The sequence below is a fragment of the Streptomyces sp. NPDC002680 genome (genome assembly GCF_042889145.1).
Lineage (GTDB): Bacteria > Actinomycetota > Actinomycetes > Streptomycetales > Streptomycetaceae > Streptomyces > Streptomyces adonidis.
This window is the reverse complement of sequence record NZ_JBIAQP010000008.1, coordinates 358,508-373,464: the sequence shown is the minus strand read 5'-3', so window position 1 is coordinate 373,464 and position 14,957 is coordinate 358,508. Positions and strand designations below refer to the sequence as shown.

15 protein-coding genes are annotated in these 14,957 nt (G+C 70.1%); 4 read left to right on the top strand and 11 right to left on the bottom strand.

Annotated features, from left to right (window positions below):
• Positions 1–104: 104 nt before the first annotated feature.
• From ACFYXF_RS23015 to ACFYXF_RS23005, 3 genes are all read right to left on the bottom strand, one after another.
• Positions 105–1,154 (bottom strand): Zn-dependent alcohol dehydrogenase, encoded by a 1,050-nt coding sequence (locus ACFYXF_RS23015; protein WP_389351818.1) that lies wholly within the window; start codon positions 1,152–1,154, stop codon positions 105–107.
• Positions 1,154–2,326 carry an acyl-CoA dehydrogenase family protein gene (locus ACFYXF_RS23010; protein WP_389351817.1) on the bottom strand — a complete coding sequence of 391 codons (1,173 nt, stop codon included), beginning with the start codon at positions 2,324–2,326 and terminating at the stop codon, positions 1,154–1,156. The genes ACFYXF_RS23015 and ACFYXF_RS23010 overlap by 1 nt, the downstream gene beginning before the upstream one ends.
• Before the next feature lie 106 nt (positions 2,327–2,432).
• Entirely contained in the window at positions 2,433–3,347 is a 915-nt protein-coding gene (locus ACFYXF_RS23005; protein ID WP_389351815.1) for an SDR family NAD(P)-dependent oxidoreductase, read from the bottom strand.
• 106 nt (positions 3,348–3,453) lie between these two features.
• Here ACFYXF_RS23005 and ACFYXF_RS23000 point away from each other — a divergent pair, with 106 nt between their 5' ends.
• Complete coding sequence (locus ACFYXF_RS23000) at positions 3,454–4,389, top strand: cyclase family protein (RefSeq protein ID WP_389351813.1); 936 nt, start codon at positions 3,454–3,456, stop codon at positions 4,387–4,389.
• A 377-nt stretch (positions 4,390–4,766) separates the two neighbouring features.
• Here the strand turns inward: ACFYXF_RS23000 and ACFYXF_RS22995 are convergent, their stop codons facing one another.
• From ACFYXF_RS22995 to ACFYXF_RS22980, 4 genes are all read right to left on the bottom strand, one after another.
• Positions 4,767–5,363 (bottom strand): ATP-binding protein, encoded by a 597-nt coding sequence (locus ACFYXF_RS22995; protein WP_389351811.1) that lies wholly within the window; start codon positions 5,361–5,363, stop codon positions 4,767–4,769.
• Between the two features lie 536 nt (positions 5,364–5,899).
• Positions 5,900–6,808 (bottom strand): acyl-CoA dehydrogenase family protein, encoded by a 909-nt coding sequence (locus ACFYXF_RS22990; RefSeq protein ID WP_389351810.1) that lies wholly within the window; start codon positions 6,806–6,808, stop codon positions 5,900–5,902.
• 8 nt (positions 6,809–6,816) lie between these two features.
• Positions 6,817–7,947, bottom strand: a complete 1,131-nt coding sequence (locus ACFYXF_RS22985; protein ID WP_389351808.1) for an acyl-CoA dehydrogenase — start codon at positions 7,945–7,947, stop codon at positions 6,817–6,819.
• Entirely contained in the window at positions 7,947–9,140 is a 1,194-nt protein-coding gene (locus ACFYXF_RS22980) for an amidohydrolase family protein (protein ID WP_389351806.1), read from the bottom strand. The genes ACFYXF_RS22985 and ACFYXF_RS22980 overlap by 1 nt, the downstream gene beginning before the upstream one ends.
• A gap of 179 nt (positions 9,141–9,319) precedes the next feature.
• Between ACFYXF_RS22980 and ACFYXF_RS22975 the strand changes: the two genes are divergently transcribed.
• The gene (locus tag ACFYXF_RS22975) at positions 9,320–10,879 is read left to right on the top strand and encodes a class I adenylate-forming enzyme family protein (protein ID WP_389351805.1); all 1,560 of its coding nucleotides are present in this window, start codon (positions 9,320–9,322) and stop codon (positions 10,877–10,879) included.
• Here ACFYXF_RS22975 and ACFYXF_RS22970 read toward each other — a convergent pair.
• Together ACFYXF_RS22970 and ACFYXF_RS22965 are read right to left on the bottom strand one after the other, a co-directional pair.
• Positions 10,828–11,370 (bottom strand): EF-hand domain-containing protein, encoded by a 543-nt coding sequence (locus ACFYXF_RS22970; protein ID WP_389351803.1) that lies wholly within the window; start codon positions 11,368–11,370, stop codon positions 10,828–10,830. The genes ACFYXF_RS22975 and ACFYXF_RS22970 overlap by 52 nt on opposite strands.
• Positions 11,371–11,625: 255 nt before the next feature.
• Positions 11,626–12,027 (bottom strand): STAS domain-containing protein, encoded by a 402-nt coding sequence (locus tag ACFYXF_RS22965; protein ID WP_389351801.1) that lies wholly within the window; start codon positions 12,025–12,027, stop codon positions 11,626–11,628.
• A gap of 384 nt (positions 12,028–12,411) precedes the next feature.
• Between ACFYXF_RS22965 and ACFYXF_RS22960 the strand changes: the two genes are divergently transcribed.
• Together ACFYXF_RS22960 and ACFYXF_RS22955 are read left to right on the top strand one after the other, a co-directional pair.
• On the top strand, positions 12,412–13,023 hold the full coding sequence (locus ACFYXF_RS22960) for a sigma-70 family RNA polymerase sigma factor (RefSeq protein WP_389351799.1): 612 nt from the start codon (positions 12,412–12,414) through the stop codon (positions 13,021–13,023).
• Positions 13,020–14,336, top strand: coding sequence for an MDMPI N domain containing protein (locus tag ACFYXF_RS22955; protein WP_389351797.1), 1,317 nt, complete (start codon positions 13,020–13,022; stop codon positions 14,334–14,336). The genes ACFYXF_RS22960 and ACFYXF_RS22955 overlap by 4 nt, the downstream gene beginning before the upstream one ends.
• Here the strand turns inward: ACFYXF_RS22955 and ACFYXF_RS22950 are convergent.
• Positions 14,293–14,691, bottom strand: a complete 399-nt coding sequence (locus ACFYXF_RS22950; protein WP_389351795.1) for a DUF6415 family natural product biosynthesis protein — start codon at positions 14,689–14,691, stop codon at positions 14,293–14,295. The genes ACFYXF_RS22955 and ACFYXF_RS22950 overlap by 44 nt on opposite strands.
• Entirely contained in the window at positions 14,688–14,897 is a 210-nt protein-coding gene (locus tag ACFYXF_RS22945; protein WP_389351793.1) for a hypothetical protein, read from the bottom strand. The genes ACFYXF_RS22950 and ACFYXF_RS22945 overlap by 4 nt, the downstream gene beginning before the upstream one ends.
• Positions 14,898–14,957 lie beyond the last annotated feature (60 nt).

Below are 14,957 nucleotides of genomic sequence, written 5' to 3'. Positions count from 1 at the left end.
GAAGGTAGAGGTCGGCACCGACAACGCCCCAGGGGTTTTCCGGCACCTGTGGACAACTCCTGGCATGCCCCACTCAAAGAGCGCTAGAAGGCACCCCTCGCCCCTCAGAACGTCAGCACCCCCCGAGCCACCCGCCCCGCCTCCGCGTCCCCCACCGCCTTCTCGAAGTCCTCGACCGGATACGTCTCGGTCACCAACTCGTCGAGCAGCAGCCGCCCTTCGCGGTACAGCTCGGCGTACAGCGCGATGTCCCGCTGGGGCCGCGAGGACCCGTACCGGCAGCCCAGGATCGACTTGTCCAGGTACATCGACGAGACGAGGAAGGACGCCTCGGCGGTGGCGGGCGGTACGCCGAGCAGCACCGCCTGACCGTGCCGGTCGAGCAGGTCGATGGCCTGCCGTACGAGTTCCACGCGCCCCACGCACTCGAACACATGGTCGGCACCCGGCGGCAGAACCTCCCGTACCCCCTCCGTGGACGTCAGGAAGTGGGTCGCGCCGAACCGCCGGGCCACCTCCTCCTTGGCCGGGTTCGCGTCCACAGCGACGATCCGCAGGGCCCCCGCGATCCGCGCCCCCTGAAGGACGTTCAGCCCGACCCCACCCGTACCGATCACCACCACACTGTCCCCGCGGTCCACCTTGGCCCGGTTGAGCACGGCACCCACCCCGGTCAGCACCCCACACCCGATGAGCGCGGCGGAGGACATGGGGATGTCCTTCGGGATGCGCACCGCCTGCACGGCCTTCACCACCGTCCGTTCCGCGAAGACCGAGTTGGACGCGAACTGGAACACCGGTCGCCCGCCCCGAGTGAACGGCCGCCCGGGGCGCCCGATCGCCTGCCGGCACATGGTCGGCCGCCCCCGGTCGCACTCCGCGCACGCACCGCAGTTGGCGAGCGTCGACAGGGCCACGTGGTCCCCGGGTACGACATGCGTGACACCGTCCCCGACGGCCTCCACCACCCCCGCGCCCTCGTGCCCGAGCACGACAGGAACAGGAAAGGGAATGGTCCCGTCGACGACGGAGAGGTCACTGTGACACAGCCCCGCGGCCGAGATGGCGACCAGCACCTCCCCCGCCCCCGGCTCCCGCACCTCCAGATCGTCGACGACCTGGACCTGCTTCCCGTCGAACAACACCCCGCGCATCAGCCAACCCCCTTGATTCCCTTGGCTTCCCTGGACTCCCTGGGCAGACCGAGCACGCGCTCGGCGATGATCGTGCGCTGGATCTGGTCGGAGCCGCCGTAGATGGTGTCGGCCCGGGAGAACATGAACAGGTGCTGCGCGGCGTCGAGTTCGTAGGGCGCCTCGGCCGACCACTCCACCGGCCCCACCCCCGCGGCCGCCCCCCGCACCAGCATCGCCAGCTCCCCCAGCCGCTGATGCCACCCGCCCCACAGCAGCTTGGCCACGCTCGCCGCGCCGCCGACATCCGCCGAACCCCCCAACGTCCGCAGGGCGTTCCACCGCATCACCCGCAACTCGGCCCACTGCCGCACGAGTCGCTCCCGTACGACGGGATCCGCCACCGCGCCGCTGTCGACGGCCGCCCGCACCACCCGCCCCAACTCCCCGGCGAACCCGATCTGTTGGGCCAACGTCGACACGCCACGCTCGAACCCGAGCAGACTCATCGCGACGCCCCAGCCGCCCCCCTCACCGCCGACGACATGCTCCGCCCGCGCATGCGCCCCGTCGAAGAAGACCTCGTTGAACTCACTGGTCCCGGTCATCTGCCGAATGGGACGGACCTCGATCCGCCCGGGCTGGTCCATGGGTACGAGCAGAAACGAGAGCCCGTGATGCCGCCTCGACCCCGCCTCCGTACGAGCGAGTACGAAGCACCAATCGGCCTCGTGGGCAAGGGAGGTCCAGATCTTCTGACCGCTGATCCGATACGTCCCGTCAGACGCACGCTCAGCCTTGGTACTCACCCCGGCAAGGTCGGACCCCGCCCCGGGCTCGCTGTACCCCTGACACCACAACTCCTCACCGGCGGCAACCGGCGGCAGAAACCGCGCCCGCTGCTCCTCGCTCCCATGCGCGAGCAACGTAGGCGCAAGCAGATTCTCCCCAATATGCCCGGACCGCACAGGCGCCCCAGACCGTGCATACTCCTCAGCCCAGACAACCTGCTGAGTCAGACAGAGACTGCGATTCCCGTACCCCTCCTCCCCCCAGGAGAGCCCGATCCACCCAGCTTTCCCCAACACCCGCTCCCAGGCCCGCCGATCACCGGCCCCCTCAACATGCGCACAGAGCCACCCCCGAGCTTCCCGACGGAACTCCTCATCAACGGCACTGAATCCAAACTCCACGAGGCTCCCCTCCAAACGCCGGACGCCGACACCCACCCAGGGGCGCGGGGAACTGCGCGATCAGCCACAACGCACCCGCACCCGCCAAACCACACGCACCCCCGAGCTACTGGGCGTTGGGCCGAGCCCCTTCCCGCGCGGCCCGCTCCATCTCCTCCAACCGCACAAGCATCGGCATCGGATCCACCCCCACAGACCCAGGCAAGAACTCCGCAACCTTCTCCGGCGTCCACCCACCAGAGGCATACACGGAACGCAACTCCCGCGGCTGCGCCCAAACCGCGATCTTCGGCCCCGCAACCGTGTACACCTGCCCAGTAATCCCCTGCTCCGCCGCACGATCGGACAGCAGATAAACCACCAACGCCGCCACATCCTCCGGCTCCCCGATCTCCGCCAACTCCATGGGGACATTCGCCGACATCCGCGTACGAGCAACAGGCGCAACCGCGTTCGCACTCACCCCGTACTTGTGCAAGCCAAGCGCAGCGCTCCGCACCAGCGAGATGATCCCGCCCTTCGCCGCGCTGTAGTTGGCCTGCGAAACCGACCCCTGATGGTTCCCACTGGTGAACCCGATCAGCGTCCCCGCCCGCTGCTTCCGCATCACCGCCGACGCCGCCCGGAACACCGTGAACGTGCCCTTCAGATGCGTGGCGACGACCGGATCCCACTCCTCCTCGGACATGTTGAACAGCATCCGCTCGCGCAGGATCCCGGCGACGCAGACCACACCGTCCAGTCGCCCGTACGACGAGACCGCCACGTCGACGACCCGCTGGCCGCCCGCCATCGTCGAGACATCGTCGGCCACCGCGACCGCCTCCCCGCCCGCCGCCTCGATCTCCTTGACGACGCCCTCGGCGATCTCGCTGGTCGGGGACGCGCCGTCCATCGACACCCCGTAGTCGTTGACGACGACCCGCGCACCCTCGGCCGCCGCACCCAACGCCACCGCCCGGCCGATTCCCCGCCCCGCGCCGGTCACGGCGATCACCTTGCCTGCCAAGAAGTTCCCCATGCCGGCCCCTTCCCGCGGTTTCTGACGGACCGTTAGATTTTATGGCCCGTCAGACATCCGGAGGCAAGCCCCGGGAGCGACCGGACTCCAGGAAGGAACCGGACTCATGTCATTGCCGGCCGAGTTCCACGCCATCGCCAAACGCGTGAACAACTGGGGGCGTTGGGGGGACGCCGACGAGATCGGCACCCTCAACCTCATCACCGACCAGGTCGTCCGCGAGGCCGCCGCCACCGTCCGCACGGGCCGACGCGTCCCGCTCGCCCTCCCCCTCCAGCAGGACGGCGTCCAGACCGGGGCGATTCCGGGCCGGCTGAACCCCGTACACGCGATGATCCAGATCAACCAGGAGCTGTTCGGGCCGCCGGGCTCCGGAACCGTCGCGACCAGCGACGACATCGTGACCCTGGGGCTCCAGGCGGGCACCCACTGGGACGCCCTGGCCCATGCCTCCCACTCCGGGAAGCTCTACAACGGGCGCCCGGCGAGCAGCATCACGGCCCATTCCGGCGCCGAGTTCGCCGGCGCCGACAAGGCACGGCACGTCGTCTCGCGCGGGGTGCTGCTGGACGTGGCCCGCGCGCGGGGCGTCGACCGGCTCGACGGGGGGCACGCGGTCACCCCGGAGGACCTGGAGGCGGCGGAGGAACTCGCCGGAACACGCGTACGAGCCGGTGACATCGTGCTCGTACGGACCGGGCAGATGCAGGTGTACCTGGCCGGGGACAAGCACGGGTACACGTACCCCTCGCCCGGGCTGTCGATCCGTACGCCGGAGTGGTTCCACGCACGGGACGTCGCGGCGGTCGCGAACGACACGCTGACCTTTGAGATATTTCCGCCGGAGTCGGAGGATCTCTGGATGCCCGTACACGCGCTCGACCTGGTGGAGATGGGGATGCCACAGGGCCAGAACTGGAATCTCGAAAAGTTGTCCACAGCCTGTGGACAAGAGAACCGCTATGAGTTCCTGCTGTCGGCGACCCCGGAACCCTTCACGGGCGCCACGGGCAGCCCCGTCGCGCCCGTGGCGATCCTCTAGCCCCCGCCGGCCGGCCGGCGGCGCGCCACTGCCCACCCCCAAGTACGGCATCGCGCGCCGCCACCCGCCTTCGGCGTTCCCACCCCACCCCCCTTGACCCTGAGGAGGCCGACGCCGAACCGCGATCCGCACTCGCCGAGGGCCCCCGTCACCGAAACCCTCGCCGTCCCCTCACGGCGAATCGCGCTGAACACAAGCGTGTTCAAGTGGTCACGTCACGTCAACACCCGTTCGGGGATTTATCGCTTACGCCCTTTTTGCGACAACCGCGCACAGGGGCACACCCCGGCGCACCGCACCACACCCGGCCGGAAAACCGGGCATTTCTGCACCCGTGCCCCGCCGAGCGCCGCATCAACAGGCCACAGACGCAGACGTCACACGGCTTCGTACGCCGCCATGCCCCCGTACGTGGAAGCAGTGACCGAAGTCGAAGCCGAAGCCCTGGTCGCGGCCGTGGCGGATGCCGTGGCCGAAGCCGTGGCCGCCACCGCGCTCCCACTCCCGCCTCCGTACGGCGCCGGAGGGGCCGGACATCGGTCCAGCTCGCACCAGATGCGCTTGCCGACACCCTCGGGACTCCACCCCCAGCGGTCGGCGAGCCCGTCGACCAGCTCCAGGCCGCGCCCGTTGGTCTCGTCGCCCTCGGCGTGCCGGGGCGCGGGCGGACAGGGGCTCAGGTCGGCGACCTCCAGCCGGACGAACCCGCCGGCCACCACCCCCTGCGCACCCGAGACGCTCTGCGCACCGGAGACACCCGGCGCGCCCTGGAACGACAGCCGCAGCACCGCCGGACACCCGGTGTGCACCACCGCGTTGGTGACCAGCTCGGAGACAAGGAGGATCAGCGTCTCGGCCAGCGGCTCGTCGTCCGCGACCCCGGACCCGGCAAGCCGTGACCGCGCCCATCTCCGGGCCCGCCCCACCTCCGCGGGGTCGGGCCGGATCTCCAGCTGCACTTGAAGCACCTGCACCGCTCACACCATCCGAACCGGCGGACACATCGCCCCGCGCCGCACGAGGGCCACGATCGTAGCCATTTTCTGCATGCCCAGAACAACGGTTGGGCCAACGGCCAGATCAGGGATCACGGAACGTGAGTCCCTTACGAGAAAGCATGGTTGACGTACAGTCACCCCAACAAGCGCTTCGGGCATATTCCAACGCGAAGGAGTACGCCTGCGGCATACTGTGCGACGCTCGTCACGGGAAGTCGAACAGGCGGGTACGAACCTCCGACCCGCCCCGCGAGCGGCGCGCACTGCCGGATCCGGGGCCGCCCCAGGGGCAACACCGTGCTGGCTCGACCTCGGAACCGCTCGCATCCCACAGAAGGTACCGGAGCGAACACACGACTCCGGGCCGTGACGAGTCCCGCGAAGGACACAACCCGGTATCGACGCTCAGTAACTACCGCACATTTTCATCACACTTCCATCACGCCACGATCCATGACATGAATCCGGCCACCGTCGACCGATCCCAGCTCCGGCCCGGGTTCCAGGTCCCGTCACGACACCTCGGCCAGTAACTCAGCGGCGAGCAACTCTTCACACTCCGTCACCGAACCGGGTCGCCGGGCCCGTACCCACGCCCGTTTCAGATACAGATGAACGTCCGATTCCCAGGTGAAGCCCATCCCTCCGTGTACCTGAAGGCAGTCGCGGGCCCCGCGTACGGCGGCTTCGTCGGCCAGCAGCCGGGCCGCCGCGATGTCCGCCGGGTCGACGGTGACGGCGGCCGCGTAGACCGCCGCCCGCGCCACCTCGACCCGCACCAGCATCCCGGCGCACAGATGCTGCACCGCCTGGAAGGCCCCGATCGGCCGCCCGAACTGCTCACGGGTCCGAGCATGTCGCACGGCCAGCTCGCACACCCGGGCGGCGGTACCGAGTTGCTCGGCGGCGGTGAGGAGAGAGGTCAGGAGTACGTCCGTACAGCCGCCCTCCGACGGGGAGTCCGGGTCGGCGGCGACCCGGTGCAGCGGCGTGAGCGGATCCACCGACCGCACGGGTACCGCCCCTCCGGCGTCCCCTTGTACGACGTCGGCCGCCGCCAGCCACTCCACCACCCCGCCCCCGTCGACGCCGGTCACCACCGTCTCCCCCGTCGCCGCGCCCGGCACGACGCCCGCCGCGAGATGGGTGGCGATCAGCGGCCCGGGCAGCAGTACGCGCCCCGCCTCCTCGAACACCAACACCGCCTCGGGCAGCCCGAGTCCGACCCCGCCCGCCGCCTCGGGCAACCGCAGCGAGAAGAACCCGACCGCCCCCAACTCCCGCCACAACTCCCGGTCGAGGTCAGGTGCAACCTCCCCCTCCATGGCCGCCCGGAGCCGCTCGCGCCCGAAGCGCCCCGACAGCAGCCCTCGTACGCCCTCCCGCAACGCCCGCTGGTCTTCGGTGAGTTGGAACCGCATGTGCGAGGTCACCGCCCTTTCGGCAGCCCGAGAACGCGTTCGGCAAGGATGTTGTGCTGGATCTGGGAGGTGCCGGCGGCGATGGTGTACGAGAGGGAGGACAACCGGTCGAGCACCCAGGGCCGTTCGAGATCCAGCGCCGACCAGTCCCCCAGGACCTCCGCCGCCGCCTCGTACAACTCCTGCCGGGCGTGCGAGTACCGCAGCTTGAACACCGACCCGCCGACCCCCGGCACCCCCTCGCTCGCCTCGCTGACGTTCCACTGCGTCAGCCGCCACAGCGCCCGGAACTCGGCGTTCAGCCGCCCGAGCCGCCGCCGCAGTACGGGGTCGTCCCAGCGCCCGTTCTCCCGTGCCGCCAGGGCGAGTTCACCCAGCACGCGACGGCAGGCGACCACTTCCCCCACGAACGCCGTACCGCGCTCGAAGGACAGCGTCACCATGGTCACGCGCCAGCCGTCGTTCTCCTCGCCGACCCGGTTGGCGACGGGCACCCGGACCTCGTCGAGGAAGACCTCGGCGAACTCGTCCGTCCCGGCGAGCGTGCGCAGCGGCCGTACGGTGATGCCCGGCGCGTCCATGGGCATGGCGAGCCAGGTGATCCCGCGGTGCTTCGGCGCGTCGGGGTCGGTCCGCACCAACAGCTCGCACCAGTCGGCGACTTCGGCGTGCGAGGTCCAGATCTTGGAGCCGCTCACCACGTACTCGTCGCCGTCGCGCCAAGCACGTGTGCGCAGCGCCGCGAGGTCCGAACCGGCGTCCGGCTCGCTGAACCCCTGGCACCAGACCTCCTCGCCGCGCAGCACGGCAGGCAGCCAGCGCGCCTTCTGCTCCTCGCTCCCCTCGGCGGCGACGGTCGGCCCGGCGTGCAGCAACCCGACGAAGTTGGCGCCCACATAGGGCGCGCCGGCCTTCTCGGTCTCCTCCAGGAAGATCATCCGTACGGCGGGGTCGGCGCCCCAGTGGACCTCGCCGTACCCGGCGTCGTACAGCGTCCGCTGCCAGCCGAGGTCGTACGCGCGCCGCCCGGGCCAGTCGTCGGGCGAGGGCTTCGCGGGGAGGGAGGGGAGCGCCTTGGCCAGCCACTCTCTCAACCGCGCCCGGAATTCCGCCTCTTGGGGAGTGTCGGAGAGGTCCACTACTTGTCCAGGTCGAGGCCGAGCATCCGGATGGCGTTGCCGCGCATCAGCTTGTAGACGGTCTTGTCGTCGAGGCCCTTCACATGGTCGAGGGCAACTTCCTTGGTGTGCGGGAACGTCGAGTCGACGTGCGGGTAGTCGGTCTCGAAGGTGGCGTTGTCCCGGCCGACGACGTCGATCGAGGCGACGCCGTGCTTGTCGCGGAAGAAGCAGCAGAAGATCTGCCGGTAGTAGTACGTCGACGGGGGTTCGGGGATGAGGTCCCGGACCCCGCCCCACGCGCGGTGCTCCTCCCACACGTCGTCGGCGCGCTCCAGGGCGTACGGGATCCAGCCCATCTGCCCTTCGCTGTACGCGAGTTTGAGCGCCGGGAACTTCACCAGCACACCGCTGAACAGGAAGTCCATCATCGACGCCATCGCGTTGTTGAAGCTCAGCGATGCCTGTACGGCGGGCGGGGCGTCCGGAGAGGCGGCGGGCATCTGGCTGCTGCTGCCGATGTGCATGTTGACGACCGTCCCGGTCTCCTCGCACACCGCGAAGAAGGGGTCCCAGTAGCCGGAGTGGATCGACGGCAGCCCGAGGTAGGTCGGGATCTCGGAGAACGTCACCGCCCGCACCCCGCGTTCGGCGTTGCGCCGGATCTCCGCGACCGCCAACTCGACGTCCCACAGCGGGATCAGGCACAACGGGATGAGCCGGCCGCCGCTGTCGCCGCACCACTCCTCGACCATCCAGTCGTTGTAGGCGCGCACGCAGGCGAGCGCGACCTCCTTGTCCTCGGCCTCGGCGAAGGTCTGCCCGCAGAAGCGGGGGAAGGTGGGGAAGCAGAGGGAGCCCTCGACGTGGTTGAGGTCCATGTCCGCCAGGCGGGCCTTCGGGTCCCAGCAGCCGCGTCGCATCTGCTCGCGCGTGATGCCGTCGAGGGTCATCTCGTCCCGGGAGAAGCCGACGGCCGCGATGATCCGCTTGTACGGGAAGAGCAGCCCCTCGTACTCCCACCAGTCGGTGATCTGGCCCTCGGGGTCGGTGGTGAACCTGTACTTGCCGCCCACGTAGGCGAGTTCACCGATTCCGGCGGTGAAGGGCTTCGGTCCCTTGTCGCGGTACTTGGCCGGCAGCCAGGTCTCGAAGAGGTGCGCGGGTTCGATCACGTGGTCGTCGACGCTGATGATGCGGGGCAGTTCGGTCATGGGTCCCCTCCGCCTGGCCGATGGGTGACTGTCTTGATCAGGTAACCGTCTTGATTATCTGACGGACCGTCAGTTCTATGCACCCCTAGAAGGTTAGTCCCGCGCCTATGGACCGACAAGGCGTGAAGCCCTACGCTCCCGGGCACGATCTGACTGTCCGTCAGCCACAGGGGGCACCCGTGAACGTCGACACCGGCACCGCGCACGCCCTGGGTTCGGCCCGCACCCTCTGGAGCCTCCTGGCCCGGCGTGCCGCCCTCACCCCGCACCGCCCGGTACTCCTCCAGGACGACCGCGTCCTGACCTTCGGGCAGCTCCACAACCGCGCCGAGCGGGTGGCGGCCGGGCTGTACGACATGGGCGTACGCCCCGGCACGGTCGTCGCCTGGCAACTGCCCACCCGCCTGGAGACGGCGATCCTGTCCTTCGCACTGGCCCGCCTGGGCGCCGTGCAGTCGCCGGTCATCCCCTTCTACCGGGACCGCGAAGTCGGCTTCGCGCTACGGGAGTCGAAGGCGGAGTTCTTCGCGGTACCGGGCGTGTGGCGGGGCTTCGACTACGGCGCGATGGCACGCCGACTGGGCGCCAAGGGCGTCTTCGAGGCGTACGACAGCCTCCCGGACGGCGACCCGCGCGGACTGACCGTCTTCCCGCCCGCCGACGGCACCTCCGTCCGCTGGATCTACTGGACCTCGGGCACGACCTCCGACCCCAAGGGCGTGCTCCACACGGACCGTTCACTCATCGCGGGCGGCTCGTGCCTCGCGCACGCACTGCGGCTCACGGCGTCCGACGTCGGCTCGATGGCCTTCCCGTACGCCCATATCGCGGGCCCCGACTACACGGTGATGCTGCTCCTGTACGGGTTCCCGGCCGTGATGTTCGAGCAGTTCGCCCTGCCGGACGCACTGGAGGGGTACCGCAGGCACGGGGTGACGGTGGCCGGCGGGTCCACGGCGTTCTACTCCATGTTCCTGGCCGAGCAGCGCAAGCAGCCCGGGGTTCCGGTGATCCCGTCCCTGCGGCTGCTCGCGGGCGGCGGGGCGCCGAAGCCGCCGGAGGTCTACCACTCCGTCGTACGCGAGATGGGCGTGCAGCTCACGCACGGGTACGGGATGACCGAGGTGCCGATGATCACCATGGGGGCGCCGGACGACACGGTCGAGAACCTGGCGACGACGGAGGGGCGTCCGCCGGAGGGGATGGAGATACGGGTGGTGGACGGGGAGGTGCGGCTGCGCGGGGAGGCCGTGTGCCAGGGGTACCTGGACCCCGCGCAGACCGCCGAGGCGTTCGACGCGGACGGTTTTCTGCGCACCGGTGACCTCGGATTCCTCACCGGGAGCGGGCACTTGGTCCTCACCGGGCGACTCAAGGACGTCATCATCCGCAAGGGCGAGAACATCTCGGCGAAGGAGATCGAGGATCTGCTGCACACGCATCCGGGGGTGGGTGACGTGGCGGTGATCGGCCTGCCGGACGCGGAGCGCGGGGAGTTGGTGTGCGCGGTCGTCGAACAGGCGGAACAGGCGGCGGAGGATGGGGAGTTGACGCTGGCCGCGCTGACCTCGTATCTGCGGTCGGAAGGGCTGTCCGTGCACAAGCTGCCGGAGCGGCTGGAGGTGGTGGACGCCCTTCCGCGCAACGAGACCCTGCGGAAGGTGCTCAAGTACAAGCTGCGTGAACGCTACGCGGAGCCCTCGTCGGCGCCCGTGTCCGAGTCGGGGACGGTGAAGTAGCGGGCGAACGCGTCGACGATCTCCGTCTCGGCGATCCGGCCGTCCGCGTCGGTGTCTAGGGTCGCTGCGGCCGTCGCGGCGATGTCCTCGGGCACGCCGAGCGCCCTGAGGACACGCACGGCGTCCCCGACGGTGGCCGCGCCGTCGCCGTCCAGGTCCGCGACGGCGAGGGCCGCGTGCAGGAAGGGGCGGGCGATCTCGGCGAACCGGCCGGGGTTGTCGCGCAGCCGCTTCACGGCGCCGTTCACGAACTCGTCGCGGGTGATCCGCTGGTCGCCGTCCCGGTCCGCTATCCCCGCCATGCCCTGCCAGAACGCCTCGGCACCGCCGTAGAGGGCCTGGCCCTTGTCGGACCGGGCGGGGGTGGCGAACTCGGCGAGCAGCGCCTTGGCCGCCACGTTGAAGTCCGCCCGGTCGATGTAGCCGTTGCCGTCCTGGTCGAAGGTGGCGAACCGGGCTGCGATCTTCCGCCCGTACTCGGAACTGACCATGTCTGTCGGGCCTGCCTTACGTCTGCGTTCTGCGGCTGCGTCCTGCAGTCGCGTCGAGAGTTTTTCCCGCACGGAGCGTACGACGCGCAGGTGACGTCCGGGACACGAAAACGACGCCTGTGCCAAGACTGGGGGAATTCCGCGACAACGGCGTCACGCGCGCGTGGGGCGCACGGGGGCAGGCCACGCGCGCGTGGGTCACATGTGCGTGGAGCCAGGTCACGCGTGCGTGGGTCACCTGTGTGTGGAGCCCGGTCACACGTGGGTGGGCGCGGAGAGCGGGGCCGCCGTCTCGTCGGCGGCCGTGGCGAGGTCCGCGTAGACGTCGAAGAGCCGGCGGACGCCCAGGGCGCCGAGGACCCGGTTGACGTGGTGGGCGTGGGCGCTGTCCGCGATGCCCTGCGCGGGCAGGATCAGGCGCAGTCGCCCCTGGCAGGACCGCAGCAGCCGACGGGTGGCGATGAGAACACCGACCCCGCTGGAGTCGCAGAAGACGACCTCGGAGAGGTCGAGGACGATACGGCGGCGGCCGTCGGCCACCGCCGCGTGCACCCGCTGGCGCAGCTCCGGCGAGGTGACCAGGTCCATCTCTCCGGACACCTGAAGCACGGTCCAGCCGCCGCGCTCGCCGTCGGTCACTTTGAACGCCACCATCACGCCTCTCGTTCAACTCGTCCGACTCGTCCGACTTCGTGCGACAGATTTGTGCGACAGAAACGGAAGCCTTTCCTACGCTTCCTGTCGACGCGGCTGCCCAGCAGCCGTGCCACCAAACACCGCACATCTACTCGGCCAAGATCGCAAGAGACTTGCAAGCGGTTTGCAAGGGGCTTGTTTCGGTCACGCACGATCCTGTTCGATCGAAAGAGGCGCTTATTACGTCAACGTCGGTCGATCTCCGTCGGTTCTCTACCATCCAGAGCTCCTCGGAGGGCGCACAATGCCGCAAAGCGGAGTGGGCTGTCGGAGGGGCCGACTACATTCGAGGAGAGGGTGGGCAACCGCCGGACCTGGACAGTGTTTGGGGGGTGAGGGGACCGCATGGCGAAGAGGGACACACCGCCCCGCTGGGACCGCAAGATGCAGCAGCGGCTCGCGCGCGGGGAGGCCGCCGCACTCGGTGAGCTGTACGACCGGTTCGCCTCGCTCGTGCACGGCCTCGCCCACCGTGTCCTGGCCGACGAACAGGCCGCCGACTGCATCACCCGCGAGGTCTTCGCCCACGTCTGGCAGCACCCCGACTCCTACGACCCCAAGCAGGGCCCCCTGCGTTCCTGGGTGGCCACCCTGACCCACCGCCTCGCGGTGCAGCGCCTGCGCCAGACGGAGACGGCCGCGCTGACCGACCCGGACTCCCCGGAGGCAGCAGGCGCCACCGGCTCGACGGGTTCCCTGGAGGAACTGGAACGCCGGGTCCGCCGGGCCTCCGTCGCCGCCCGCGCCGACTACATCGTCACGTCCATGCCGGCCCCGCTGCGCGCCGCCCTGGAGCTGGCGTACTTCGACCGCCGCGACTACCGCCAGACCGCCGTCGACCTGGGCGTCACGGAGGCCGAGGCCCGCCGCCGCCTCCGCCTGGGCCTCCAACTCCTGTCCACGGCCCACGACACCGGCACACCGGGGGCACCCCCCGAATACGGGGGTGCGGTGTGAGCCGCGCGGGTCACGAGGACGGGGACCGGGAGGGGTACGAGGGGCAGGGCCCCCAGGGCCCCGGCGGCGAGGACGGAAACGGCAGGGCGCCGGGCGCGGGCACCGGCCCGCCCCGCATACCGACGCCGCGTTCCTCGGTGGAGGACACAGGCCACCCCCTGCCTGTCGCACCCCCAGGACCCCCCGTACCTCTGATCCTGGAACACGACGTACTGAGGTCGCTGCTGGGGGCGTGGGCGCTGGCGGCGTGCGCGCCGGAGGAGACGTTGGCGGTGGAGGACCACCTCGGAGAGTGCGGAGCGTGCGCGGACGAGGCGAGGCGCCTGCGCGAGGCGGTCGAACTGCTGCAACGCCCGGAACCCCTCGACCTGGACCCGACCCTGCGCACCCGGGTCCTGGAGGGCTGCCTGGACCGACGCCCGCCACGCATCCCGGTCCCGGAGTGGGCGACTCCGTACGACGCGGAGACCGCCCGCCTGGACGCCCTGCTCCAGGACTTCGGCGACGCGGAGTGGCACGCGCCCGTGCGCCTGCGCTGGTTCGAGGGCGACGAGCAGACGACGCGCCGGACGACGGTCGCCGGTGTCATCGCGCATCTGCTGAGCGTGGACGGCCTGGTGGCGGTGGCACTGGGCCTGGACGACCCGGTGACCGGCAAGCAGGACGGGCCGGTCACCCCGACTCCGGCGGGCCGTACGGAGGCGTACTGGCGGGCGTCGTACTTCCCACCGACCCGTTCGGTACGGATGCCATGGCGGGAGCAGAGCCACGGAATCGTCCGGACGGTCTCCTTCGCGGGCGGCGGCGCGGGAAAGCTGCCGGTGCCGTACGGCGACTTCGAACTGCCGTTGCACGAGGCGATGCTGGACCGCGCCTTCGAGTGCTGGGTGCACGCGGGCGACATCGCGGAAGCGGTGGACTACCCCTACGACCCGCCGGCCCCCCGCCACCTCCACGGCATGATCGACCTGGCGGCACGCATGCTCCCGGAGGCCCTGGCGGCCCGCCGCCAGGCAGGCCTGGCGACCCCGAGCCGAACGACCCGCCACCTGGTACCGGCGGGCGAACCCGGCCGAAGCCTCCGCCTGGAGATCGAGGGCTCCGGCGGCGGCGAATGGCTGATCCCCCTGGACTCCCCGGCCGCCCTCCCCTCGGCGGCCCACGAGGTGGCCCATGTGGCCCTGGACGGCGTGGAGTTCTGCCAACTGGCAGCGGGCCACGTGTCCCCGGAGGAAGCGGCGGCGGGCCAGGACGGCGACAGGGAGGCGATCAGGGATGTGCTGTTCGCGGCGGCTTCGCTGAGCCGGATGTAGGCACGCCGGTGAGGTTCTCGTGGTGGTCACAGAGGGCGACGACAGAACGGGCGAGCCGCTTGACGCGCTCGAACTCGCCGCTCAGACCCGCACGTTCGATCTCGACGAGCCGACGCCGAGCCTCGCCGACCCCGGCCAGCGCCACGTTCGCCGACACGTCATCGCCGGACAGACACCCGGCGAGCTGCTCGACGCCAGGGATCAGCCGCCACAGGTCGCGGTGGAAGGCGTGCCCGGACTGCTGCACGGTCTCGTACCGCGGCAACTCCGTTTCGCCGAGAAACCGGACCGCCGCATCGCGCATCGCCACGGTCTGTTCGGGGTCAAGGATTTCGACCGGCCGCTTCACTGTCATACCGCCGAGCCCCCGTGCCGAAGCGCGTGCGCCAACCGCAGGGCCACGTCCGCGCGTACGCGCCCGAGTTCCACGAGGCCGAGGGCGGGCGAGGCCGCGTCGACACCAAGAGACGGGAGGACGATGCCGACCTGGTCGAGCGCCGCTCTCAGGGACTCCATGGCTGTGAAGGGATCGATGTCTTGCGAGCCGAGTGCTTTCACCATGAACAGGACGGTAGGGAAGCGGAGTTGACACACACCATGCGATGTTCTCGAATGTTCTCC

What these genes read in the sequence shown, in the direction of transcription:
- ACFYXF_RS23015 (WP_389351818.1), bottom strand. Translation starts at nt 1,154, where the DNA reads ATGCGCGGGGTGTTGTTCGACGGGAAGCAGGTCCAGGTCGTCGACGAT.
- ACFYXF_RS23005 (WP_389351815.1), bottom strand. Translation starts at nt 3,347, where the DNA reads ATGGGGAACTTCTTGGCAGGCAAGGTGATCGCCGTGACCGGCGCGGGG.
- ACFYXF_RS23000 (WP_389351813.1), top strand. Translation starts at nt 3,454, where the DNA reads ATGTCATTGCCGGCCGAGTTCCACGCCATCGCCAAACGCGTGAACAAC.
- ACFYXF_RS22990 (WP_389351810.1), bottom strand. Translation starts at nt 6,808, where the DNA reads ATGCGGTTCCAACTCACCGAAGACCAGCGGGCGTTGCGGGAGGGCGTA.
- ACFYXF_RS22980 (WP_389351806.1), bottom strand. Translation starts at nt 9,140, where the DNA reads ATGACCGAACTGCCCCGCATCATCAGCGTCGACGACCACGTGATCGAA.
- ACFYXF_RS22970 (WP_389351803.1), bottom strand. Translation starts at nt 11,370, where the DNA reads ATGGTCAGTTCCGAGTACGGGCGGAAGATCGCAGCCCGGTTCGCCACC.
- ACFYXF_RS22960 (WP_389351799.1), top strand. Translation starts at nt 12,412, where the DNA reads ATGGCGAAGAGGGACACACCGCCCCGCTGGGACCGCAAGATGCAGCAG.
- ACFYXF_RS22950 (WP_389351795.1), bottom strand. Translation starts at nt 14,691, where the DNA reads ATGACAGTGAAGCGGCCGGTCGAAATCCTTGACCCCGAACAGACCGTG.
- ACFYXF_RS22945 (WP_389351793.1), bottom strand. Translation starts at nt 14,897, where the DNA reads ATGGTGAAAGCACTCGGCTCGCAAGACATCGATCCCTTCACAGCCATG.